General features: G+C 54.4%; 23 protein-coding genes. 15 read left to right on the top strand and 8 right to left on the bottom strand.

What is annotated here, in order from left to right; translation table 11 throughout:
- The first annotated feature begins 81 nt into the window (after positions 1-81).
- Positions 82-582, top strand: a complete 501-nt coding sequence (locus tag BMZ14_RS00340; RefSeq protein WP_074793504.1) for a hypothetical protein — start codon at positions 82-84, stop codon at positions 580-582.
- Between the two features lie 77 nt (positions 583-659).
- On the opposite strand, the gene nrtS is transcribed toward BMZ14_RS00340, so the two are convergent.
- A complete protein-coding gene (nrtS, locus tag BMZ14_RS00335) occupies positions 660-887 on the bottom strand; it encodes a nitrate/nitrite transporter NrtS (protein WP_074793502.1) in 228 nt (75 codons plus the stop codon).
- A 162-nt stretch (positions 888-1,049) separates the two neighbouring features.
- Here nrtS and BMZ14_RS00330 point away from each other — a divergent pair, with 162 nt between their 5' ends.
- From BMZ14_RS00330 to BMZ14_RS00320, 3 genes are all read left to right on the top strand, one after another.
- A complete protein-coding gene (locus BMZ14_RS00330) occupies positions 1,050-1,760 on the top strand; it encodes an ABC transporter ATP-binding protein (protein WP_074795367.1) in 711 nt (236 codons plus the stop codon).
- The gene (locus tag BMZ14_RS00325) at positions 1,757-4,342 is read left to right on the top strand and encodes an FtsX-like permease family protein (RefSeq protein WP_074793500.1); all 2,586 of its coding nucleotides are present in this window, start codon (positions 1,757-1,759) and stop codon (positions 4,340-4,342) included. The genes BMZ14_RS00330 and BMZ14_RS00325 overlap by 4 nt, the downstream gene beginning before the upstream one ends.
- Before the next feature lie 185 nt (positions 4,343-4,527).
- On the top strand, positions 4,528-5,508 hold the full coding sequence (locus tag BMZ14_RS00320) for a lipocalin-like domain-containing protein (protein ID WP_256208268.1): 981 nt from the start codon (positions 4,528-4,530) through the stop codon (positions 5,506-5,508).
- A gap of 20 nt (positions 5,509-5,528) precedes the next feature.
- Here BMZ14_RS00320 and djlA read toward each other — a convergent pair whose 3' ends face one another.
- Positions 5,529-6,305: a co-chaperone DjlA gene (djlA, locus tag BMZ14_RS00315; RefSeq protein WP_074793498.1), complete on the bottom strand. Its 777-nt coding sequence runs from the start codon at positions 6,303-6,305 to the stop codon at positions 5,529-5,531.
- Between the two features lie 343 nt (positions 6,306-6,648).
- Between djlA and BMZ14_RS00310 the strand changes: the two genes are divergently transcribed.
- Both BMZ14_RS00310 and BMZ14_RS00305 read left to right on the top strand, forming a co-directional pair.
- Positions 6,649-7,383: a glutathione S-transferase family protein gene (locus BMZ14_RS00310; RefSeq protein ID WP_074793496.1), complete on the top strand. Its 735-nt coding sequence runs from the start codon at positions 6,649-6,651 to the stop codon at positions 7,381-7,383.
- A gap of 200 nt (positions 7,384-7,583) precedes the next feature.
- Entirely contained in the window at positions 7,584-7,979 is a 396-nt protein-coding gene (locus tag BMZ14_RS00305) for a hypothetical protein (protein ID WP_143071843.1), read from the top strand.
- Positions 7,980-8,268: 289 nt separating this feature from the next.
- On the opposite strand, the gene BMZ14_RS00300 is transcribed toward BMZ14_RS00305, so the two are convergent.
- Genes BMZ14_RS00300 through BMZ14_RS00290 form a run of 3 tightly spaced genes read right to left on the bottom strand, consistent with a single transcriptional unit; the run spans position 8,269 to position 10,034 of the window.
- The gene (locus tag BMZ14_RS00300; RefSeq protein ID WP_074793492.1) at positions 8,269-8,907 is read right to left on the bottom strand and encodes a DUF799 domain-containing protein; all 639 of its coding nucleotides are present in this window, start codon (positions 8,905-8,907) and stop codon (positions 8,269-8,271) included.
- Positions 8,904-9,347, bottom strand: a complete 444-nt coding sequence (locus BMZ14_RS00295) for a DUF4810 domain-containing protein (protein WP_083396556.1) — start codon at positions 9,345-9,347, stop codon at positions 8,904-8,906. The genes BMZ14_RS00300 and BMZ14_RS00295 overlap by 4 nt, the downstream gene beginning before the upstream one ends.
- A gap of 6 nt (positions 9,348-9,353) precedes the next feature.
- The gene (locus tag BMZ14_RS00290; RefSeq protein ID WP_074795362.1) at positions 9,354-10,034 is read right to left on the bottom strand and encodes a CsgG/HfaB family protein; all 681 of its coding nucleotides are present in this window, start codon (positions 10,032-10,034) and stop codon (positions 9,354-9,356) included.
- A gap of 290 nt (positions 10,035-10,324) precedes the next feature.
- Between BMZ14_RS00290 and ettA the strand changes: the two genes are divergently transcribed.
- Complete coding sequence (gene ettA, locus BMZ14_RS00285) at positions 10,325-11,989, top strand: energy-dependent translational throttle protein EttA (protein ID WP_074793490.1); 1,665 nt, start codon at positions 10,325-10,327, stop codon at positions 11,987-11,989.
- 58 nt (positions 11,990-12,047) lie between these two features.
- Here the strand turns inward: ettA and BMZ14_RS00280 are convergent, their stop codons facing one another.
- Together BMZ14_RS00280 and BMZ14_RS00275 are read right to left on the bottom strand one after the other, a co-directional pair.
- The gene (locus tag BMZ14_RS00280; protein ID WP_074793488.1) at positions 12,048-12,362 is read right to left on the bottom strand and encodes a hypothetical protein; all 315 of its coding nucleotides are present in this window, start codon (positions 12,360-12,362) and stop codon (positions 12,048-12,050) included.
- A 153-nt stretch (positions 12,363-12,515) separates the two neighbouring features.
- Complete coding sequence (locus BMZ14_RS00275) at positions 12,516-13,772, bottom strand: FAD-dependent oxidoreductase (protein WP_177186880.1); 1,257 nt, start codon at positions 13,770-13,772, stop codon at positions 12,516-12,518.
- 188 nt (positions 13,773-13,960) lie between these two features.
- Between BMZ14_RS00275 and BMZ14_RS14695 the strand changes: the two genes are divergently transcribed.
- A complete protein-coding gene (locus BMZ14_RS14695; protein WP_177186879.1) occupies positions 13,961-14,911 on the top strand; it encodes a formylglycine-generating enzyme family protein in 951 nt (316 codons plus the stop codon).
- Between the two features lie 72 nt (positions 14,912-14,983).
- Here the strand turns inward: BMZ14_RS14695 and murA are convergent, their stop codons facing one another.
- On the bottom strand, positions 14,984-16,234 hold the full coding sequence (gene murA, locus BMZ14_RS00265; RefSeq protein ID WP_074793484.1) for a UDP-N-acetylglucosamine 1-carboxyvinyltransferase: 1,251 nt from the start codon (positions 16,232-16,234) through the stop codon (positions 14,984-14,986).
- A gap of 108 nt (positions 16,235-16,342) precedes the next feature.
- Between murA and BMZ14_RS00260 the strand changes: the two genes are divergently transcribed.
- The 7 genes from BMZ14_RS00260 to panB all read left to right on the top strand — a co-directional run bounded on the left by BMZ14_RS00260 (position 16,343) and on the right by panB (position 23,409).
- Positions 16,343-16,738 carry a RidA family protein gene (locus BMZ14_RS00260; protein WP_074795359.1) on the top strand — a complete coding sequence of 132 codons (396 nt, stop codon included), beginning with the start codon at positions 16,343-16,345 and terminating at the stop codon, positions 16,736-16,738.
- Between the two features lie 18 nt (positions 16,739-16,756).
- Positions 16,757-18,841, top strand: coding sequence for an ATP-dependent DNA helicase RecG (recG, locus tag BMZ14_RS00255; RefSeq protein ID WP_074793482.1), 2,085 nt, complete (start codon positions 16,757-16,759; stop codon positions 18,839-18,841).
- 49 nt (positions 18,842-18,890) lie between these two features.
- Positions 18,891-19,676, top strand: a complete 786-nt coding sequence (locus BMZ14_RS00250) for an ABC transporter ATP-binding protein (protein WP_074793480.1) — start codon at positions 18,891-18,893, stop codon at positions 19,674-19,676.
- A gap of 281 nt (positions 19,677-19,957) precedes the next feature.
- On the top strand, positions 19,958-21,367 hold the full coding sequence (pcnB, locus tag BMZ14_RS00245; protein WP_074793478.1) for a polynucleotide adenylyltransferase PcnB: 1,410 nt from the start codon (positions 19,958-19,960) through the stop codon (positions 21,365-21,367).
- A gap of 3 nt (positions 21,368-21,370) precedes the next feature.
- Positions 21,371-21,883, top strand: coding sequence for a 2-amino-4-hydroxy-6-hydroxymethyldihydropteridine diphosphokinase (gene folK, locus BMZ14_RS00240; protein WP_074793476.1), 513 nt, complete (start codon positions 21,371-21,373; stop codon positions 21,881-21,883).
- Positions 21,880-22,521 (top strand): deoxynucleoside kinase, encoded by a 642-nt coding sequence (locus BMZ14_RS00235; RefSeq protein WP_074793474.1) that lies wholly within the window; start codon positions 21,880-21,882, stop codon positions 22,519-22,521. The genes folK and BMZ14_RS00235 overlap by 4 nt, the downstream gene beginning before the upstream one ends.
- A 96-nt stretch (positions 22,522-22,617) precedes the next feature.
- The gene (panB, locus tag BMZ14_RS00230; protein WP_074793472.1) at positions 22,618-23,409 is read left to right on the top strand and encodes a 3-methyl-2-oxobutanoate hydroxymethyltransferase; all 792 of its coding nucleotides are present in this window, start codon (positions 22,618-22,620) and stop codon (positions 23,407-23,409) included.
- The last annotated feature ends 3 nt before the right edge of the window (positions 23,410-23,412 follow it).

Genomic DNA, 23,412 nt, shown 5'->3' with positions numbered 1-23,412 from the left:
TCCGCGTTCTGGCCGTGGGTCAGCCACAAACCGGACCATGACGTCATCCGCCATCACGCTTCCAATACCGGGGATAGAGCTATGATTCGTTATCCTATTGATGTCGCCACCCGCGTTAGCGCCAACCTTTCGGCGCTTTTCGAAAGCCAGGTCAACGATCCCGATGCCGAGCAGCCAGTAACGCTGGCGTCGGTGCGCGCCTTTATAGCCGGCTTGTTGCCCGCTTCGTTGAGCGAAGCGGAGCGGTTGCATCACGTTGACATCGACGACTCGTTACTGGATGAACTGGACGCACTGATTGAGGAGTTTGGCGGAGATTCGTTAGCCATCGAGTTCGCGCAGAGTAATGCGAGTGAGCCGCTTTCGCGGGTGATCGACGCGGTGGTGAATGACGAGAACCGGGAAAATCCGCCTACTTTGGAAACGATAAAAGAAGCCATTGCCTCCGGTCTGCCGGCCAGGCTGGTAGGAGATGGCGTCCTGGAGGACGATGAAGATGACGGTCTGCTTGCGGAGATAGAAGCATTGATCAGGCGCCATGGCGCGGACTCGCTTGCAGAGGAATTCATACGCTACGAGTAGTTTTTTACATTACCGCTCCCACTGCAGCAAGACACGCAACGCCAAGCCGGGCCATATCCGGGGCCGCGGAAGCGTCTCTATCCCTTGTTCCTCATTCCCTGACCATGACAACTCACCAGGAACGGTACCACGGGCGTGACAAAAACGGAAATCCATCGCCCGAAGGTCATCGGTTCTCCAAGCAGCAATGGAATCCCCTGATTTATGGCATCAAGGCATGCACCCACCACGATGGCAACCCAGATTGCAACAAGTCGCGCGTTCCGGTCTTGAATGGAGGATTTAATCGCATATAAATGCCGCATGGTTCTCCTTTCTCTCTTCCTTATTCAAGGCACCCTCAGTGACTAACAGTTACAATAATAATAATATATTTTTCCTGGATACTCGCATGCCCTGTCCCATTGCTATCTTCATGAAATATGGTTGCGTATCGCGCTGCATGTGGCGCGGAGTTTAATCGATTCATGCTCGAACTGCGCCATATCGGCAAAGCCTATGCGAGCGGACGCCAAGTGCTGGCCGATTTATCCTACACTCTTGATGCCGGCGAGTATGTGGCAATCATGGGCGAGTCCGGCGTCGGCAAATCAACCCTGTTGAATCTGATTGCCGGTCTGGATATTCCGGATACGGGCGAGATATTGATTAACGGCACCACGATGTCGTCACTGAGCGACGATGCGGCCACGCGCCTGCGACGCAAGGAATTCGGCTTCATTTTTCAGGCGTTTCACATTCTGCCGCATCTGACGCTAAGCCAGAATATTGCATTGCCTCTGCTGCTGAATGACGCCTCCACAGAGCGCGCTGAACAAATGCTGGAAGCGGTTGGCCTCCGCGGCAGGGGGTCGCATTTCCCTCGCCAACTGTCTGGCGGCGAATTGCAGCGCGTCGCTATTGCCCGCGCACTTGTGCACAGCCCGAAACTGATTCTGGCCGATGAACCCACCGGCAATCTCGACCCGGACACCGCTCATGACATCCTCATGTTGATGCGCAGGGAAATAAAGGCAAACGGCGCGAGCGGGATTATCGTCACCCATTCGCGTGCAGCCGCTGCGACAGCGGACCGGGTGCTGGTGCTGACAAAGCAGGGATTACATCCGCTGGTTCCGGCAGACGCAGCGGATGCAGCCCATGCGGCAAATGCGGCAGATTCACCTCAGAGGGGATGACGAAGCCGCTTAACAAGGGCATGCTGTCCCGCTGGTTGCTGTCGGGCGAATGGCGGACTCATCGGGTCCAGCTCGCCGCGGCCATCATTGCGATCGCGCTCGGCGTGGCGCTCGGGTTCGCCATTCATTTGATCAATACCGCCGCCTTCAACGAATTTTCCGCAGCCGCCAAGAGTCTTTCCGGCCAATCCGATCTACAGGTTCGCGGTCCCCAGGTGACCTTTGATGAGTCGCTCTATCCGGTACTGGCGCAACATCGCGATGTTGAACTTGCCAATCCGGTATTGGAACTCGACGTCGCCATTCCTGGCAACTCGCAAGAAAGAAATAATGCGACGTTAAAAATTCTCGGACTGGATATTTTCCACGCATCAGTGATGACGCCGGATCTGATCGGTATTCCTGCCGAGGAAAAACTATTCGATATCCTGGCCGACGACGCCATTTTCCTGTCCCCCGCAGCGATGGAGTGGCTGGGAGTAAAACAGGGCGATCCTCTGCAGCTGCGGGTGGGCACACAGACAATCACGCTACGGATTGCAGGCGGGCTGACGCGGGCTCGCGCAGGGCAACGCATCGGCGTGATGGATATAGGCGCGGCGCAATGGCGTTTACAGCGCGTCGGCCAACTGTCGCGTATTGAATTGAAGCTGCTGCCAGGCGTAGATCGAGCCGCGTTCAAAACAAAACTGGAGCAGGAACTGGAGCTGCGCGGGCAATACCTGGTCACGGAACCCGCTAACGAGGAAACCCGCGTGGCCAATATGTCACGCGCCTATCGCGTCAACCTGAACATGCTTGCCATGGTAGCGCTGTTTACCGGCACGTTTCTGGTATTTTCGACCCAGGCCCTATCGGTCGTCCGCCGGCGTCATCAATTTGCCTTGCTGCGGGTGCTCGGCCTGACGCGCAGGCAACTGCTGGGGCAAGTTCTATTCGAAGGAACTGCGCTGGGTGCTATCGGCTCCCTGACAGGGCTTGCCCTTGGCTATGTTACCGCCGCCACCGCCCTGCATTATTTTGGCGGCGACCTTGGCGGTGGATTCTTTACGGGGATAAAACCTGATGTGCATTTTGACCTGCTGGCAGCCTCGGTCTTTTTCATTTTGGGATTAGGTATCACCTTGTTGGGCAGTGCCGCTCCGGCCTGGGAAGCGGCAACTGCCAATCCAGCGCCGGCTCTCAAGTCCGGAAGCGAAGACATTGCGCTCTCGAAACTGGCTACACCCTGGCCCGGCTTGATCTGTCTGGTATCGGGAATCGTGTTTACTCAGTTGCCGCCGATTTTCGATTTACCCATATTCGGCTATCTCGCGATAGCACAATTGCTGACCGGTGGCATTATTCTCATGCCGCGATTTGCAGCATTGGTTTTCTCTGTCGCATCTTCCACGCTAAGCAGTCGCACCTCTCCTGCCCAAGTGGCCGCGCCAGCGTTGACGACATTGGCCCTAGCGCGACTGGCCAATGCGCCCAATCAGGCCGCTATCGCCTTGGGCGGCGTGCTGGCCAGCTTTACCTTGATAGTTGCGATGGCAATAATGGTTTCAAGCTTTCGCGTGTCGGTCGATGATTGGCTGAAACATGTCCTCCCTGCCGACTTGTATTTACGCACGGGCACGGGCGGGGACGCACGAGGTCTCACGCCGGCAGAAACAAAAGCACTTGAAGCCATTCCTGGTCTCGCGCGCGTGGACTTTTTGCGCTCATCACAACTGGCGCTTGATCCAGACCGACCCAGCATTGCGCTGATTGCACGTCCCATTGACATGACCGATCCGGGCAATACTTTACCGATGACAGGGGAGGCAATTTCACCCCCACTGCTCCCTGAGGGCACAATGCCGATCTGGGTATCCGAGGCGATGGTCGATCTGTACGGCTATACTCCAGGCAAGCGGGTGACATTGCCAATAGCGACTCCGGCGCCCAGCTTTGTCATCGCGGGCGTGTGGCGCGACTACGGGCGGCAGTTCGGCGCGATACAGATGCAGTTGGCGGACTATCAGGCGCTGACGGGCGATCGGCTCGTGAACGATGCGGCACTTTGGCTACAAAACGGAACAACATCTGAACAAGTGATTGCGTCGATGAGGCGCTTGCCCTTCGGTGACGCGCTGGATTTTTCCGAGCCCGGCCAGATACGCTCGTTAAGCCTGAATATTTTTGACCGCAGCTTTGCGGTAACCTACCTGCTGGAAGGTGTGGCTGTTGTCATCGGGCTACTCGGCGTGGCCGCAAGCTTTTCGGCGCAGGCTTTGGCACGTACCCGAGAATTTGGAATGTTGCGGCACATCGGCATGACGCGCAGACAGATCCTGGGCATGCTTGCTGTGGAAGGCGGGCTGTTGACTGCGCTTGGCGCCGTGCTCGGCTTCGTGCTCGGCTGGTGCATCAGCCTGATTCTCGTCTTCATCGTAAATCCGCAGTCGTTCCACTGGACCATGCAGCTGAACCTACCATGGAAAGGACTGCTGGCGGTGGCTCTGATATTGATGGCGTCGGCCTCGATGACAGCCGTTGCTTCGGGACGGCATGCGGTTTCGGGTAATGCCGTGCGCGCGGTACGCGAGGACTGGTGATGCATATATTAAAATGCTGTTCCACTCATACCGATTTTTTTCCCGGGTACTGGCGCTCGATTTTCCAACTCATGAGGCGGCCGATTCCGTTACAAGGTCTTTTTGTTACCTTTTTCGTTGTTACCTGCTTCGCCGCTACCTGCGTTTTCGCTACGCCACCTCGGTTTTCCCCTGTTGTCCGGGACATGCCGCTCACTTTCCCCCACGATTTCGGCGACCATCCCTCCTTCCGTAATGAATGGTGGTATGCGACGGGATGGCTGGAAACACCGGAAAAAAAACCTCTCGGCTTCCAGATCACTTTTTTTCGCGTTGCTACCGAACACGATCGAACCAATCCAAGCCGCTTCGCCCCGCAGCATCTCATCATTGCACACGCGGCATTGTCCGATCCGGCCGCGGGCAAGCTTCTTCACGATCAAAAAAGCGCTCGCGAAGGCTTTGGCCTGGCTTATACCAAAGAGGGCAATACGGATGTAAAACTGGGCGACTGGTACTTGGTGCGCGAGGAAAACGGGCGCTATCAGACCAGCATAAAAGCGGAGGATTTCATGCTGCACTTGTCGCTGACGCCCACCCAACCCCCAATGCTGCAAGACATCAATGGCTTTTCGCGCAAAGGGCCGCGCCCGGAACAAGCTAGCTATTACTACAGCGAACCGCAGCTGCAAGTTTCTGGAACCGTCACTCGTACCGGCAAGGAAATAGCCGTCAGCGGCGTTGCCTGGCTCGACCACGAATGGTCAACCGCCTACCTCGACCCCGCGGCTGACGGATGGGATTGGGTCGGCGCCAATCTAGACGATGGCTCTTCCCTGATGGCGTTTCGAATTCGCGGCAAGGACGGGGGTAAGGTATGGGCGTATGCCGGCATCCGCGACCCATCCGGCCGCTTCACCAAGTTCGAGCCGGAGCAGGTCACCTTCGAACCCCAACGCACCTGGCGCTCGCCCCTTACCAATGCGACTTATCCTGTGGAAATGCAGATTACAACGGGCTCGACGGTATGGCTGCTTACCCCGTTGCAAGATGATCAGGAACTCGATTCGCGTCAATCAACGGGCGCAGTCTATTGGGAAGGCGCAGTTACCGTTACCCGTGACGGCGAGCCCGCGGGCCGCGGTTATTATGAAATGACCGGTTACGTCGAACCCCTGGAACTATAAGAAGTCAAGCCTTAGCTCCTTCAGGTCATATTGCGGCTTTTTTTAATCAGGTCATAAGCTGTCTGCACTTCCTGGGTCTGAGCCGTGGCCACGGCAATCATATCTTCCGGCACACCCTGGCCCATCAATTTGTCTGGGTGATACTGGCTTATCAGCTTCCGATATGCACGTTTTACTTCCTGGTCGCTACTCTCTTTAGTTACGCCCAAGGCCTTGTAAGCATCGTCCAGCGCATCGGCGGATGTTACCTTGCCCCCCGCGAAGTGCGATTGGCTTGAAACCATCTCCAGCAACTGCTTGAATGCAAGTGGGTCGTAGCCTAAATTGGACGCAACGTCGTTTAGTAAACTCTCCTCCGTCGCGTCCAGATATCCATCGGATAAGGCCATAACGATGAGGTAAACCAGCAGCATTTGTCTCAGACTGCTGGTATGCCCGCAAACAGACATGAACTCGTTCAGCTTCGGCTTGATATCATAATCGCGCGCCGTTCCTTGCTTGAACAGGACAATTGCGACTTGCCGGTGCTCGGAGGACATCCCCAGCTTTTGCATGAAATCTTCAACATGAGTGATTTCATCCCGGGAAACATGCCCATCTGCTTTGGCGAGCTTTCCCATCAGAATAAAAACCGTCTCGATGAAAACGGACTGGCGATGAGCAGCGGTTAGCGGATTGACGCCGCCCGCGCCGTAAGCTCTGTACCGGTCGATAAAGCTCCCGACGATATATCCAATAAATGCCCCGAAAATGCCGAAGAGGAAATAGCCTAATAAAACCCCGATTATTTTGAACAAGATAGGTTCCCGAGATTAAATGTGAAAAACTCAACCACAAGCCGGTTTATTTACCCGAGCTTCCTGCGGTGCAGCAAATATGGAGTGACAGCAACAAGTGTCCGCACCATTCTGGGCTGGGTCCTTGTTTAGAATGAGGTAAAGTGTAGCTTAACCCATCAGAACTCGCACACGATACAACACATTAAACCAGGATCGAATGCCGGCGCACTCATCAATTTCGGTTTTCGAGAGATGTAGGCGACTGATCATAAGCCGCTTATCCCGGCCTTCCTGGGCAAGATGTAAAAGACAGTTCAACGATGCGATGTTCCAATCAATGCAGGCAACCTGAGGAGAAACCATGATTGAATTGCACTCCAGCCCAACACCTAATGGCCAAAAAGTGATGATCATGCTTGAAGAGACTGGAATCGAGTGGAAGCACATCGACGTCAATATCAGTATCGGGGAACAGTTCAAGCCGGAGCACCTTAAGCTCAGCCCCAACAATAAGATTCCCGCCATTGTAGATACCGAAGGGCCCGGAAACGGTCGCTATACAATGATGGAATCCGGCGCCATTCTGCTTTATCTGGCGGAAAAAACCGGAAAATTTATGCCGAAGGATGCCCGCAAACGCTATGACACCTTGCAGTGGCTGTTTTTCCAGGTTGCGCACATTGGTCCCATGTTCGGTCAGGCCAATCACTTCAACAGGCAGGCTAGCGACAATCAGTATGCACGGGATAGGTACAACAACGAGGTGCTGCGCCTGTACCGGGTGCTGGAAAACCGGCTAGGCGAATGTACCTGGCTAAGCGGGGATGAATATACGATTGCCGACATCGCTGCCTACCCCTGGTGCAAGGGGCATGCCGATCGCGGAGTCGACAAAAACGGATTTCCCAACTTCATGCGCTGGTTCGAGGCGATGGAAGGTCGCCCCGCTGTGCAACGCAGCAACAAAATGGCAACTGAAATCCGTGAGCGCATGGAGAAGGCGGCAGAGGGCCAGCCGTCCATCAACATTTACGATACCAAGGATAACGCCGCGCGGCTCATGCGCGCAACTTCAGGGCAGAGCGCAGAAGCGTAAAGGTATCGTAGTTTCTGAAACTGCTGAAGTCTCTGCCCTTTGGTGAACGGAGCATGACCGACGGACAGGGGGAGTCCCAACTGTCCATCTTTAACGAGCATATCGCGTTTGCCTCGGTGCGGAAACGTACGGAACAACTAAAGGGCGAGCGTATTATTTTTCATACAGCAATTTCGCTGAATCGATATGAAGGAGCTTTCATGAAATTTATTTCCGTTTTAAAGAACGCGGCGGGGTCAATCTTGCTTGCCGGCGTGATGGTTGGAATAACCGGCTTTGTTCATGCGCAGACCAGCGGTTCGGGACAAACCGGTGGAGCAATGTCCGGGCAGGGCGGATCTACGTCCGGGCCCGGCGGTGCAATGTCCGGACAGGGTGGATCAACCTCCGGTGAAGCCATAACCGGCCAAAGAAATAGTCAGGGTGATGGCACCACGGACACCACGGGGAAAGGCACGTCGGGTAAGGATGACTCATACTCAATGTCTCCGAGGAAAAAGGGATCGGGCTCAACCGGGCAAGGAGCGGGATCGGGTTCGTCTCAGGGCACAGGAAGCTCAGGGGGATCCTCGGGATCGGGATCTGGCGGATATTGATAGCTGTTAGGTGAGGGACGAGTGCAGATCGTAAGCGAAGGCAGCATTCCGATTTCGCGCGTGGCGTCGTTTGCTCCCAAGCGAGCAAGCGACGCCAAAAACTTTATCAGATGTGCAATTCTCGCGACCGTTTGGGATCGGAGACAAAGTTCATCATATCCGCGCCAAGGTGGCCCGCCCCCTTTAGAGCGCCATACACCTGTCCTGTTGCGTAGCTTGATTCCTGCGAGGCAAAGGCGTCGACTCGTGGTCAACTCCGGGTTTTGTACGCATCCTTATTGTCTTGGACTTAGAATTTGTCCTGATCCCGACCGTAGTCCGAATTATACGGTCCCGCTGGCAAACCCATTGGCGGCACAAAAGCCTGGTTATTTGCCTGCCTCGCCAGCGGAAGATAATCGGTCAGCATGGCGTTGACCGCCGCCATTATAGCCATGCTGATCAAGTCACTTCCCCCGGAATTCTGGACGACCTGCTGTTTTGATTGCCACAGAACCGTGCCCGTTCTAGTGTCCTTTAACTCATAATCCATTTCCACGACAACCGTCGAGGCGAGAACAACATACTTGCTGCTCCAGTCTTTAATGGTGATAAATAGGGCCGCGTCTGCTCCAAACAATTCGAACAAGCGTTGCGTTTCCAGTTGATGAATATGCCCAGCTTCCGCCAACCCGAAATCGCGCAGCACAAGGTCTGTCAGATACACCGGAAAAACATAATAACCTCGTTCCGCCAATGGTTTGGTAATGGTCGAGACGAAAACGGATGGAGCACTGATTTCGGTTGTCTCGTTAAGTACCGGCACAACCACTATGGAACGGGGTTTATGTGTGTGAAAGGCCGATAGATCGATTTTGGCGGGCTGAACGGCACAACCAGAAAGCTGGCCCAAAGCGAAACATGCAGCAATGACCAGAGCTGACTTCATGGCTGGGTTCCTTGAGTTCCTTGAGTGACGGCGGCCTGCGGCTGTTGCTTTTCAGCAGCATCAGATTCCTTTTGCTTGACGCGCTCAACCAGTTTGGTCATAAAGGCGCTGGACTCCGGAAAAAAATGTTTTTCTTTTTCAAAATAGGCAATCGCCCCTTTATGATCACCCCGTTTAAACAATAAAAAGCCGTAGTCCGCATAAGCACCGGGGGGAATTCTCAGGTTTTCCTGTTCCGCCTTAGTGATCGTTTCCAGCAGATACGCATCGGCTTGCGGATGGTTTTGATTGACATACCGGTCATGCAGCCCATCCTCAAACTGGCCCCAATGGTAAATCGATGGTGTGCTGCAACCCGCCAAACCAATTGTGGCGGCCAGAAATATGAACTTAGAATAAATACGTTTAGGTGCGCTTGGGACGGGATCATCTTTTTTCATTTATTTTTACTGCCCTGTAGTGCGGCGCGCGTCCAGGGTTTGCGCCACGCTGTTGATCATGTTCACGATTGCGGCATCGATCGCCTTTCCTTCAAGGGTTGAGTCAAAACCTGTCGCACCGCCGAAACCGAACGTGCTGCTGGATGACAAATCGGCTTCTCCCGAGCCTTCCTGCGTATAGAACAATTGACCCGTCTTCGGATCGACCAGCCTCAATACAACGCGTGCCCGCGCCCGTTGAGTTTTCTGCTTGCCCACCAGCCAGCTGTTACCGGTGGTGTCTCGCCCCAATTCGGCAACCGAACCAAGAATCAAGGCATCAACCCCTTTCAGGTTTTGTTTGAACTGCTCTTTGCTGACGCCCATCAGATCAGCTTCCGCCGCCAATTTGCCGATATCCTGCCGCTCGACCACGTTGAAACGTTGCGTCGCCATAAGATGCCGCGCCAACAAATCAGATGCCTGCTTTCCAATACGGTCACCGGAAGCATCAGTAAAAAGACCGCTGCCATAAATTGATTCATTTGTAAAACGCGCTATGCCAATCGTCATGCGTTCTGCAGCCGGCAAGGGCCTCGCGGTCACTTTGGGGCCGGGGTCTTTAACACCCTCTTGAACTGTGCGCGTGGGGCTTGCACAGGCGCTTAACATTAATAACGCACAAATGATCGACAATTTTTTATTCATGTAGCCTCGCCTGGAGTTTGCGTAAATGGAATCAGTGATGAACAGCCTTGGAAAGCTGAAGGATCGAAATATTAACTCATACTCAGCAGCTTTTGAATTACGCTCAAGGAATTTTTTGTTCTTCTTATCACGTTTCATCCTCACTGCAATATCAACGCGATATTTCAGAGCGTATGCGAACCAGAGAATGACACGTCTGGCAGGCCCGTATAATCTCTCCAATTGCCATTCTTTTGTCTGCCGGTTGCCTATGCGTTAAACTCGAACATTTTGCTAACCTGACATTCGCTATGGCTCAATACGTACTCACCATGAATCGCGTGGGCAAAGTTGTTCCACCCCGGCGCACGATACTCAAGGATATTTCCATCAGTTTCTTTCCCGGCGCGAAAATAGGCTTGCTGGGGCTGAACGGTTCCGGTAAATCGACCGTGCTGAAAATCATGGCGGGCCTGGACAAGGATATCGAAGGCGAGGTTACGGCGATGCCCAATCTCAATATCGGCTATCTTGCGCAGGAGCCACAGCTCAACCCGGCGCAAACAGTGCGCGATGCGGTAGAGGAAGGCCTGGGCGAAGTATTCAGCGCACAACAGAAACTGGAAGAGGTATATGCGGCTTATGCCGAACCGGATGCCGACTTCGATGCACTGGCATCCGAACAAGTCCGGCTGGAAGCCATCATTGCCACCAGTGGCGCAAATGCCGGTCAGCAAATGGAAATCGCTGCCGATGCACTACGTTTGCCGGAATGGGACGCGGTTATCAAGAATCTTTCCGGCGGCGAGAAACGTCGCGTGGCATTGTGCAAGCTTTTGCTGTCAAAGCCCGATATGCTATTGCTCGACGAACCCACCAACCACCTGGATGCCGAGTCGGTGGAATGGCTGGAGCAATTTCTCACTCGCTTTCCCGGTACTGTCGTGGCGGTTACCCATGATCGTTATTTTCTTGACAATGCCGCTGAGTGGATACTGGAGCTTGACCGTGGTCATGGCATTCCCTGGAAGGGCAACTACAGTTCCTGGCTGGAACAGAAAGAAATCCGGCTCAAGCAGGAGGAGTCGGGAGAATCCGCACGTCAGAAGGCATTGAAAAAAGAGTTGGAATGGGTGCGGCAGAATCCCAAGGGGCGTCAGGCGAAATCCAAGGCGCGCATTGCACGTTTCGATGAACTCAACTCGCAGGAGTACCAGAAGCGCAACGAAACGCAGGAGATATTCATTCCGGTTGCGGACAGGCTCGGCAATGAGGTCATCGAGTTCAAGAATGTGTCAAAAGCGTATGGGGAGCGCTTGCTGATCGATGACTTGAGCTTCAAGGCGCCACCCGGCGCCATCGTTGGCATCATCGGTCCCAACGGGGCGGGAAAATCAACCTTGTTCCGCATGATCACGGGGAAGGAGCAGGCGGATTCCGGAGAAATAGCAATTGGCTCAACTGTAAAGATTGCGCACGTGGATCAATCACGCGATGCCCTTGAAAGCGGCAAAAGCGTATTCGACACCATTTCAGGCGGCCATGACATCCTTACCGTCGGAAAATACGAAACGCCCGCCCGCGCCTATCTTGGCCGCTTCAACTTCAAGGGCGCCGACCAGCAGAAAATCGTGGGCAACCTTTCCGGCGGAGAACGCGGAAGGCTTCATCTCGCCAAAACACTTATTTCAGGCGGAAACGTCCTGCTGCTGGACGAGCCTTCCAATGACCTGGATGTGGAAACGTTGCGTGCGCTGGAAGACGCATTGCTGGAGTTCGCTGGTTGTGTTCTCGTCATCTCGCACGATCGCTGGTTTCTCGACCGCATCGCTACTCATATCCTGGCATTTGAAGGCAACTCGCAAGTTGTATTCTTCAACGGCAATTACCAGGAATACGAGGCTGACAAACGGAAGCGCCTTGGCGAGGAAGGCGCCAAGCCGAAACGTATCAGGTATAAGCCGATTAACCGGTAATCAATTACCGATACATGCGGATATCATTATAGCGGTATAAAGACCGGTTCCGGCTGGCTCAGCGACCCTCGCGCTTTGGGCCAGTACCGCTGTATTCCTTGTCTTCTTCATATCGTTCGACACCATCCGTGCTGTATCGGGAATTGTCGCGCTTCTTGCTACTGGACGGTTGATCCTCTTTTTGCGTCTTTTTCTTTTCCGCTTCGTTCTGCTTCCCGTTGAAAGTATCTCTCACGGCTGGAGAATCCGCAGGCGCTATCTCATCCGGCATGTCGGTTCCCGCTGCATGGATTATTCCTGTGCCGGCTACGCTTAAGATTAATGCGCTAGCCAGTGATGATAATTTTGTCGCCAACCCTGAAACCAATTTCATGACTATCTCCTCGTGAATACAGCAAGATTGCTGTGATCAAAAATCATAAACCATTCGTCAGGGGATTCGGTACGCTCGCACACCAACTACTGCTGTGACGGAAAACAAAACCTGTAGCTACAGCAGAGGCGCTGATAAAAAGATCGATACTCGTCAATGGTAATTTGCACGTTCACCCCTGGGTGACCGTCGGTCATTCCACACATCCGGCGTATGAACGTGCTCAGGACGAAACCCGATTCCGATCAGCCTTGCGGGAATCCAACCCAGGAAGGGGAAGCGGGCCAGGAGCCGAAAAAAGAACGGGGGCGAGACACCCTTTCCGTGCAGTACGCGACCGATGACGCGTTTCTGAAGGAAGAGCTGCAACAGCTGCGTCATCTTTGTCGGCCACGCGCGCCGCTGTTGAACCCCATGCAGATCTTTATCTGTTACCCGATTTTCGCGCAGCGGCGCAGCCAGCAAATTCGCAGCGGCGATCGCGTCCTGAATCGCGAGATTGATTCCGACACCGCCCACGGGGGACATCGCATGTGCTGCATCGCCTATGCATAGAACCCCTCGGCGATACCATTGACGCAACCGATCGACCTGAACGGCAAGCAACTTAATCGACTCCCAGTCCCGCAACTCGCCGGCCCGATCGCTTATGAACGGGGCCAGCTGGGCAATGCTTTCGTGCAGTGACGGCAATCCGCACGCTTTAACTTGCGCATGCGAACCTTTCGGGATAACGAAACCGCACTGCCAGTAGGCGCCCCGGTTCAGCATGATGAAAATCCCCCTGGTGTCGAAGCGAGCGACGGGGTCTGCCGGATCGTCTTGGCGTCGCGAAAGCCGAAACCACAACACATCCATCGGCGCACCGAAATCCACTCCCTTCAAGCCGGCTTGGGCACGCACGACGGAGTGCCGGCCATCGGCTCCGATGATCAGCATTGCACGTACGGTTAGCGGACCTTCCGGTGTAGCTGCCTGCAACCCAACGATGTGCCCGTCTTCCCGGATGAACTCCGTCACCTCGGCATTCATTCGCAACTTGAACGTTGGGTAACGGCCCGCCCGACCGGCAAGAAGATTCAGGAAATCCCACTGCGGCATCAAGACAACAAAGGGGCAACGGGTTTTGAGATGGGTAAAATCAGCTACTGTAAGCGCGAGATTCCCGAATCGCGCGTTGATCCGGGGTGTTTTCTGATGCGGCAGTTTCAGTAGCGCTTCAAGCAATCCCAACTCATGCATGACTTCAAGTGTGGAAGGATGAATCGTGTCGCCACGAAAGTCGCGCAGGAAGTCCGCATGCTTTTCGAGAACCAGCACCTCGATACCGGCGCGGGCCAGCAGCAGTCCCAGCATCATGCCTGCCGGACCTCCTCCTGCAATGCAGCACTGCACTGAAATAGCAGCCATTTTGTCTAGCAATGAGGGAAAACGGATGTAAAAGACAGGCTACTCCGGAAACCGGAATTTAACAATATAGGATATTGTTCTCGATGAGAACTTCCGCCTGTTTTCGGCATTCATGGCTTTTCTATACAATAGCCTGTAAATTTTGTGTTAAAACAAAACTTTCTAATCCGCTTTTTAGAATGAAATTCATGAAATCAGTTTATTCCCGTCTTCTGCTTGTCCTGATCTTCGCAACACCCGCAATCTTTGTTACATCTGCTGAAGTCAGTGCTTTCGTTTCCAGTTCGGTGGCCGAGCGCGCGGATGGCGCGCTGCCGCCGGGAGCGGCGGTTAGCGGCAAACCCCGCAGTAGTTCTATGGAAACAGCAGTACGGCTAGCGAACCTGGAAGCGTCGGAGGAAATAGATGAGAACGAGGGCTATGAAGATAAGCGGGAAGTACTCGGGAAAGAAATCGGGATAACGGATGGGGTATTTCAAAAAAATGGAGCGCAACTATTAGCCCAACTGGACCTGAATGACGGGAAACAGGACGAAGGGAGCAAAGCCTGCACGGACTGCCCCGAAATGGTAGCTATCCCGGGTAAAAAATTTGCAATCGGCAAATATGCGGTGACTTTCAAGGAATGGGATGCCTGCGTAAGCGGGGGCGGTTGCGGGGCATATCTCCCTTCGGATAATGGCTGGGGGCGAGGCAACAGACCTGTGATCAACGTGAGTTGGGAGGACGCGCAAGCCTATATTCGGTGGCTATCCGGGAAGACGGGTAAAACGTACCGTCTTCCGACTGAAGAGGAGTGGAAAATCGCCGCGCTGGCCGGTTCTACTACGGATTACTACTGGGGTAATGATGTCGGACGCAATAATGCCAACTGCGATGGTTGCGGAAGCGAGTGGGACAACAAAAAAACCGCGCCGGTCGGCAGCTTCAAACCCAACGCCTTCGGCCTGTACGATATGATGGGTAATGTATGGCAATGGACTGACACCTGTTGGCAAGCCAATTGCGCAAAGCGCATGTTTTTCGGCGGCTCCTGGAATCACAGGCCACAGGATATGCGCACCACTACGCGCAACTGGTTTAATACGGATAAACGCATGCGCTACCTCGGATTTCGCCTCGCCATGACATTGCCCTGAGCGCCGGTCAGGGAACTTCCCGAACGTCCGGGGCACACCATACTTTACGTAAAGTTTCGTTCCGGGCTTTCCTCAGCTCGTTCGCCTGATCCTCGCCCCCAACCGGGACAACTTGTCCTCTATATGCTCATAGCCGCGGTCAAGGTGATAGATGCGATCGATGATCGTTTCACCCTTCGCAATTAGCCCCGCCAGCACCAGGCTGGCGGAGGCGCGAAGGTCGGTGGCCATGACCTTGGCGCCATCCAGACGGGCGACGCCGCTTACCACAGCGGTATTGCCTTCCACCTTGATGTCGGCATTCATGCGCTTTAATTCCTGCACATGCATGAAGCGATTCTCGAATATGGTTTCGGTGATGATTGCGGTGCCGGTGGCGACGCTGTTCAGCACCATGAATTGCGCCTGCATATCCGTGGGAAAAGCGGGATAAGGCGCCGTTCTAAGATCTACGGACTTCAACGGATTATTCATCTTCAAGTGTATCCAGTCTTCACCGTATTCGATCGCCGCGCCCGCCTCCATCAATTTGTCGAGCACGGCGTCGAGTGTGTCCGAGCGCGTCTCCTTGAGATGTATTTCGCCGCCGCTGGCCGCCGCTGCAACCAGAAATGTACCAGTTTCAATACGATCGGCCATGACGCGATATGCGGCGCCGTGCAATGCCTCAACGCCTTCTATCGTGATGATATCGCTGCCGACCCCGTGAATCCGGGCTCCCATCGCGACAAGACAATTGGCCAAATCCGTTACTTCAGGCTCGCGCGCCGCATTTTCAAGCACCGTTGTTCCATCAGCAAGAGTAGCCGCCATCATCAGATTCTCTGTGCCCGTAACCGTAACGATATCCATGACGATGTGCGCACCGTTGAGGCGTTTTGCTTTTGCATGGATATAGCCATGCTCAATCTCGATCTCCGCACCCATTGCCTGCAAGCCCTTGATATGCTGGTCAACGGGACGCAAGCCGATGGCGCAACCGCCCGGCAACGACACTTTTGCCGTACCTGCGCGCGCCAGCATGGGGCCCAGCACCATGATGGCGGCCCGCATGGTTTTCACCATCTCGTAAGGTGCAACAAGATGGGAAAGGTGCGCGGCGGTCAATTCTATTCTCTTGTTTTCTCCTGCGATGCGAACACCCATCTGGCGAAGAAGGCTCATCATGGTGGTGACATCATTCAGATGCGGAACATTCTCGATCGTGAGGGTTTCAGCGGTAAGCAGCGAAGCGCATAAAATAGGCAAGGCGGCGTTTTTAGCACCCGAAATATTGATTTCGCCGGCAAGACGCGTGCCTCCCTGGAGGACAAGTTTTTCCATAGTTGAAATGTGGTGAGGTTCACGTCATCATATCGCAAAGGCCGCGTCCATAGTTCCGGATTTGCGGGCTTTTATGCCGAGATGGTATTTACATTCAAGGGAGATCAGATGAATAAAAAGATAATACAGACGAACGATGCGCCTGAGGCAATCGGTACTTATTCCCAGGGGATACGGGTGAGTGGGGGAGATACCGTTTATCTTTCCGGGCAGATCGGCCTGGATCCTTCCACCATGAAGATGGCGGCGGGGATCGAGGAACAAATCCACCAGGTATTTCTGAATTTAAAGGCGGTGGCGGCGGCAGGCGGGGGCAGCTTCAACGATATAGTCAAATTGAATGTCTTTCTGACCGACCTTGGCAATTTCCAAAAAGTGAACGAGATCATGTCGGGCTATTTTGAGGCGCCCTACCCGGCACGAGCTGCAATAGGTGTTGCATCGCTGCCGCGCGATGCGCAAGTGGAGATGGACGCTGTGCTGGTATTACCGGGTAAAGGGTGAGGATAGCCTTTCTGCCTGATGCCGCCTCTCGCCGTCATCCATCCTGTCAGCAGAACAGTTCAGGAAAAACTCGCCAGGCTCGGTATCGCCGATGAATTCGATCTGATGCTGCATTTGCCGCTGCGCTATGAAGACGAAACCCGTCTCTATCCTATTCGCGATGTCCCGGCAAACAGGACGGTACAGATCGAGGGTGTCATAATTCGCAGCGAAATCAGGTACCGCCCGAGGCGCCAATTGGTGTGCCAGGTGGAAGACGCGAGCGGCATGCTTTTCATGCGCTTTCTGAACTTTTATGGCAGCCAGGTTAAAGCCTATTCCGCAGGCAGGCGGGTGCGGCTGCTGGGGGAAGCCCGCCCAGGTTTCTTCGGTGCTGAAATGGTTCATCCAAAATGCCGTATTGTGCATGAAAATGAACCATTGGCTGATGCGCTGACTCCAATTTACCCAGCTACTGCCGGGCTTTCTTCGGAAACGATACGCAAGCTGATTCAGCAAGCGCTGCGTCAGACGCTGGGCGATGCCACAGGGCAAAACTATCTCCGGGAAACTCTGCCTGATACGATACTGAGGCGTTACCGGCTCCAGAGTTTCAAGGACAGCGTGATATTCTTGCATCAGCCGTCGCCGGATGCGTCCGCCACCTTGTTGCAGGAGCGCGCTCATCCTGCCTGGCGCCGGATCAAGTTTGACGAATTGCTGGCGCAACAACTATCCATGCGCTTGCATTACCGGCAGCGCCGGAGCGGCAACGCGCCCGCCCTGGCTCAGAACAACAGCTTGACCAGGGCGCTCCTCGAATCGCTGCCTTTTGAACTCACCAGCGGACAAAAGAAAGCTTTCTCTGAAATCAGCCGTGACTTGGCCGCACCCCATCCCATGCAGCGGTTATTGCAGGGCGATGTTGGAAGCGGAAAAACAGTTGTTGCCGCATTGGCTGTGCTGCAGGCCATCGAAAATAACTGCCAGGCTGCACTCATGGCTCCGACCGAGATCCTTGCGGAGCAGCATTATCAGAAACTTTCAGGATGGCTGGGCCCGCTGCTGGCGCCACTGGATATGACGATCGCATGGCTATCAGGCAATCAGAAAAAGAAGCAGCGGGAAGTTATGCTCGCCAATATCGCCGGGGGTAACGCCATGCTTGCTATCGGCACACACGCCTTGTTCCAGGAGCAAGTGGAATTCAACAGGCTGGGCCTGGTGATCATAGACGAACAGCACCGCTTTGGCGTTCAGCAACGGCTGGCCTTGAGGAATAAAGGCGGCGAGGCGAGTTCTACGCCGCACCAGTTGATGATGAGCGCTACGCCCATCCCGCGCACGCTTTCGATGAGTTACTACGCCGATCTGGATGTGTCGGTAATAGATGGGCTACCGCCGGGCAGGACGCAGGTCCTGACCAAGCTGGTCGCCGACAACCGCCGCGATGAAGTGACTGCACGCGTCCGGGAAGCTTGCCGGGCGGGAAAACAGGCGTACTGGGTGTGTCCCCTTATCGAAGAATCCGAGGCTCTGCAGCTCAAGACGGCTTTGGAAACCCACCAAACGCTGAACTCTATTTTTCCGGAACTGAAAACGGGCCTTGTGCATGGCAGACTTCCATCGCAGGAAAAATCGGCAGTGATGGAATCGTTCGCGCAAGGTGAAATTCATCTACTGGTTGCAACGACCGTTATTGAGGTAGGCGTTGATGTGCCGAACGCATCGCTGATGGTGATTGAACATGCAGAGCGCATGGGACTGGCCCAGTTGCATCAACTGCGAGGCCGTGTGGGACGAGGCGCGGCGGGTGGCATATGCATATTGCTGTATCAGAACCCTATCTCGGCAATTGCCCGCGAGCGCCTTAAAATTATTTTCGAGCATACCGACGGTTTCGAAATTGCGCGGCAGGACTTGCGTCTTCGTGGTCCTGGCGAATTCCTTGGCGCCCGCCAAAGCGGAGTCCCCATGCTGCGCTTTGCTGATCTGGAACAGGATGTGGATTTGCTCGATGCAGCCCGCATCACCGCGGAGGAATTGCTGCGTGATCACCCGGAAGCTGCAAAACGTCATCTTCAGCGCTGGCTGGGAAGAAAAAGCGAATACCTCCGGGTATAAGAAGATGCTGTACCGGTATTTGAAATTTTTTTCAGCCTGCTTTTGAAGGATGATGCTGCAAACCAGAAACCTGACCCTGGAATATCCGGGAAAAATGCTATGCCGCAACCTGGACCTGACTATCAATCCAGGGGAGTGCTGGGCCATACTCGGCCAGAACGGTTGCGGCAAGACTACTTTGATACATGCGCTGGGCGGCTTGCGTCCAGTAACCGACGGCAATGAATCATCGGTAATGGTAGCTGGAAAACCGGCTCAGGCCTGGTCCCGGCGGGAGCTCGCCCGAAATCTCGGCATCATGTTGCAGGAAGAACCAGGCGAATTCTGGGGCGATGTGCACGAATACGTTTTGCTGGGGCGCCATCCCCACGTCAACAGCATGTTTGGCTGGCAGGCGGCAGATCATGAAATCGCGAGCGGCGCCGTCGAGCGAATGGAACTGACGGGCCTCGCCCATCGTTCACTCGCCACACTTTCCGGCGGAGAGCGCCAACGGGCGCGTATTGCTTTATTGCTTGCCCAGTCGCCGGAATGTTATCTGCTGGATGAGCCGCTGCAACATCTCGATCTGCGCCATCAACTGAGCGCCATGACCTTATTTGATGAATTGTGCGGCCAAGGTAAATCGCTTGTGATGGTGCTCCACGATGTGGGCTGGGCCAGCCGCTTCTGCGACCATGTCCTGATGCTGTTCGATGACGGTCACACCATTACCGGGAGCACGGAGGAGGTGCTGAACCGGAGCAATCTCGAGGCGCTATATCAGTGTACTATGGCGGAATACGTCACGGGACGCACGCGTCATTTCGTCCCGGGAACGATGCCGAGTGTATAATCCTAAATCCGGCAATCGACCGCTTATTTTTTAGTCTGGCGTTTGATCCACAAATTTTTTTGCATCACATGGCCTTCACCTTTTTGATGAGCCCGACACGGGGCGGGACTCAAGGAATTCAGGATAATTCCAGGCGTGGATGATGCCGGTGATGCTTGTTCCCCGGTTCATTTTTCAACTCGCTTTTGATATGCATAGGCCGCAATAATTTTGCCTCTCCAGACCTTCACCTTCGGATGAGTTCGCCCTCTTGGGATCAAACTTGTTCACCTAAATTTGTAATGATTCGTAAACTTCTCAGCCGCGTCTTCTTCAGCCGCAACACATCTGCCCCAGTCTCTCCGACCCGTTCTTCTTCTGCCGGACCACGTATCATCCTCCGGGAGCAGCACGGGATTACGCGGGACCACATCAATTCATGCGCGCTTAAGGTGACATCCGGCTTGCAGGAGGCGGGATATTCCGCTTTCGTTGTGGGAGGTGCAGCGCGCGACCTGCTTCTTGGGCTGGAGCCGAAAGATTATGACGTCGCCACGAATGCCACACCTGAAGAAGTACGCGCCATTTTCCGCCGCTCCCGAATTATCGGACGCCGCTTTCGACTGGTGCACGTGATGTGCGGAGCGGAGACAGTGGAAGTCTCCACTTTCCGCGGCGGAACATCCGCAGGCGAGGATGAGGGAATAACAGCCGATACGCATGCTGACGAACACGGCCGCCTTTTGCGCGATAATATATTCGGCAGTCAGGAAGAGGACGCCAAGCGGCGTGATTTCACCGTCAATGCACTGTTTTATGATCCCGTGCACGAAGAAATCTGGGATTACCTGAACGGCTACGAGGACATCGAGGCTCGGCGCTTGCGCATCATCGGTGATCCGGTGCGGCGGTTTCGCGAAGATCCCGTGCGGATGCTCAGGGTAGTAAGGCTTGCAGCCAAGCTCGATATGCAGATCGATCCGCCTACCGCCGAGCCTATCGGGGACCTTGCGCCCCTGTTGCAGAATGTGCCGCCGTCGCGTCTGTTTGACGAAATGCTGAAACTGCTGCTATCCGGCCATGCCTTGGCCTGCGTACTTGATTTGCGTACACGCGGGTTGCATCATGGCTTGCTGCCCATGCTGGACGTTATATTGGAACAGCCGCTGGGCGAACGCTTCATTACGCTTGCGCTCAAGAATACCGACGAGCGCGTGCGCCAGGAAAAACCCGTATCGCCTGGCTTCCTGTTTGCAGCCCTGTTGTGGCATGAGGTCGTCGCCGCGTGGAATGTCCGTGAAGCCGCTGGCGAGAAATTGATTCCTGCTTTACATCAGGCGATGGATGATGTGCTGGCGGTACAAAATGACAATCTTGCGATTCCGCGCAGGTACGATGCCATCATGAAGGAAATCTGGGCCATGCAGCCGCGCTTTACGGGCCGATCAGGGCGCAGGCCATTCCGTTTGCTGGAGCATCCGCGATTTCGCGCCGCGTATGATTTCATGCTGCTGCGTTGCGAAAGCGGCGAGGTCGATATGGAGCTGGGCAAGTGGTGGGAGGCGTTCCAGCATGCCGCCCCCGGGCAACGCGAAGCCATGCTTCTCAAGGATGAGACTCAAAAGAAACGCAAAAGGAGCCGTGGCCGCAAGAGACCCACCTCCTCGGATACGGAAAGCATCACCAACGCAGCGACCGGCGAGCCGGAATAGCCCGTGAATCGGAATCCGGGATGTCAGCCTGTTTCTCGGGCATATATCGGATTAGGCAGCAATCTGGATGACCCTGCGTCCCAGGTGGAGCGGGCATTTGACGAGTTGGCACATCTCCCTTCAAGCTGCTTGCTGACACACTCCTCACTTTATCGTAGCGCACCGCTAGGAAGGTTCGATCAACCTGATTTCATCAACGCGGTGGCGTATATCGAGACCGGTCTTGCACCGCATGAACTGCTTAAAGCCCTGCTCGAAATTGAGCATAATCACGGACGCATCCGGGAATATCCCAATGCGCCGCGCACGCTTGATCTGGACATACTGATGTATGATGATTTGCAATGCAACGAGCATTGCCTGATCCTGCCACATCCGCGTATGCACCAAAGAGCATTCGTATTGCAACCGCTTCTGGAGATTGCGCCGGATTGCCGTATCCCGGGGCGAGGTACCGCCTCCGAGTTTCTTGCAAGATGTGCAGGGCAGCAAGTTGAACAAGCGCAAAACAAGTGAAGCTGGAAGAATATCGCTACATCGTGGTGGAGGGGCCGATAGGCGTAGGCAAGACTAGCCTGGCGCGGCGCATTGCCGATCACCTGGGCAGCGAACTCCTGCTGGAGAAACCGGCTGAAAATCCTTTCCTGGAAAAATTCTATAGTGACATCCGGCGTTACGCACTGCCGACACAATTATTTTTTCTTTTCCAGCGCGCTAACCAGCTACAGGGCCGGGCACAGATCGATATGTTCACCAAAACGACGGTGGGCGATTTCCTGCTCGACAAGGATCCCCTGTTTGCCAGGCTCACGCTGAGCGATGCGGAATATGATCTCTACTGGAAAATTTATCATCACCTGCAACCCAAAGCGGCGCTGCCCGACCTGGTGATTTATTTGCAGGCCCCACCCGCCACGTTGATAGAACGGGTGAGGCGGCGCGGCAACCCTTTTGAAAAAAACATTTCCGAGGAGTATCTATGGCGACTGGCCGATAGTTACACGCGATTCTTCCACCATTATGAAGATGCGCGGCTCATGATAATCAACAGCGAAAATCTCAATTTTGTTGATAGTCAGGCTGATTTTGATCTATTGTTGAGGCAGGTAGAGCAGATGCGTGGTCCCCGGGAATATTTCAATCGCGGGATCTAGCAAAGCGGGAGTTTTACATGACGGAATCAGGGTAGTGAACAGAACGGGGATTTTTTGGCAGCATCATTACTGAGGTAACACACACGGAGTCAAGCCATGCGCATTACACAAGACACTTTACAAAAAATGCGGGATGATAACGAGAAAATCGCCATTCTCACTTGTTATGATTCAAGCTTCGCGACATTGCTCGAAAACGCCGGTGTTGATATTCTGCTGGTGGGTGATTCGCTCGGTAATGTGCTGCAAGGAGAAGAAAGCACCCTCCCCGTTACGCTGGATGACATGATCTATCACACCCGCTGCGTGGCGCGGGGCTCGAGCAAGGCATTCATTATGGCCGATATGCCTTTCGGTACATCTCAGGTAAGCCCGGAAGACACCTTCGAGAATGCTGCCAAGCTAATGGCTGCGGGGGCGAATATGGTCAAGCTCGAAGGCGGGTCGATTATGGCGGAAACGGTTGAATTTATGACACGGCGCGGCATTCCGGTTTGCGGCCACATCGGTTTAACGCCCCAATCCGTTCACCAATTAGGCGGTTACAAGGTGCAGGGCAAGACTGACTATCAGGCGGAACAGTTGATGGAAGACGCTGTTGCCCTGGAAAAAGCCGGCGCCGGAATGCTCTTGATGGAGGTTGTCCCGGCTACGCTTGCCAAACAAGTGACTAAAACATTGTCCATTCCCACCATAGGCATTGGCGCCGGAATAGACTGCTCGGCGCAGGTGCTGGTTCTGTATGACATGCTGGGGATTTATTCTGGCAAGAAGGCAAGGTTCATGAAGAATTTCCTGGCTGGAGCGGGCAGCATCCACGAGGCGGCGGAAAATTATGTCAAGGCGGTCAAGGCTGGAGAATTTCCAGGGCCGGAGCATGCGTTTTAGTCT

The sequence above is a fragment of the Nitrosospira briensis genome, assembly GCF_900115125.1.
Taxonomy (GTDB): domain Bacteria; phylum Pseudomonadota; class Gammaproteobacteria; order Burkholderiales; family Nitrosomonadaceae; genus Nitrosospira; species Nitrosospira briensis_A.
Note: the sequence above shows the minus strand (reverse complement) of the source record. Positions and strands in the feature narration are given on the sequence as shown.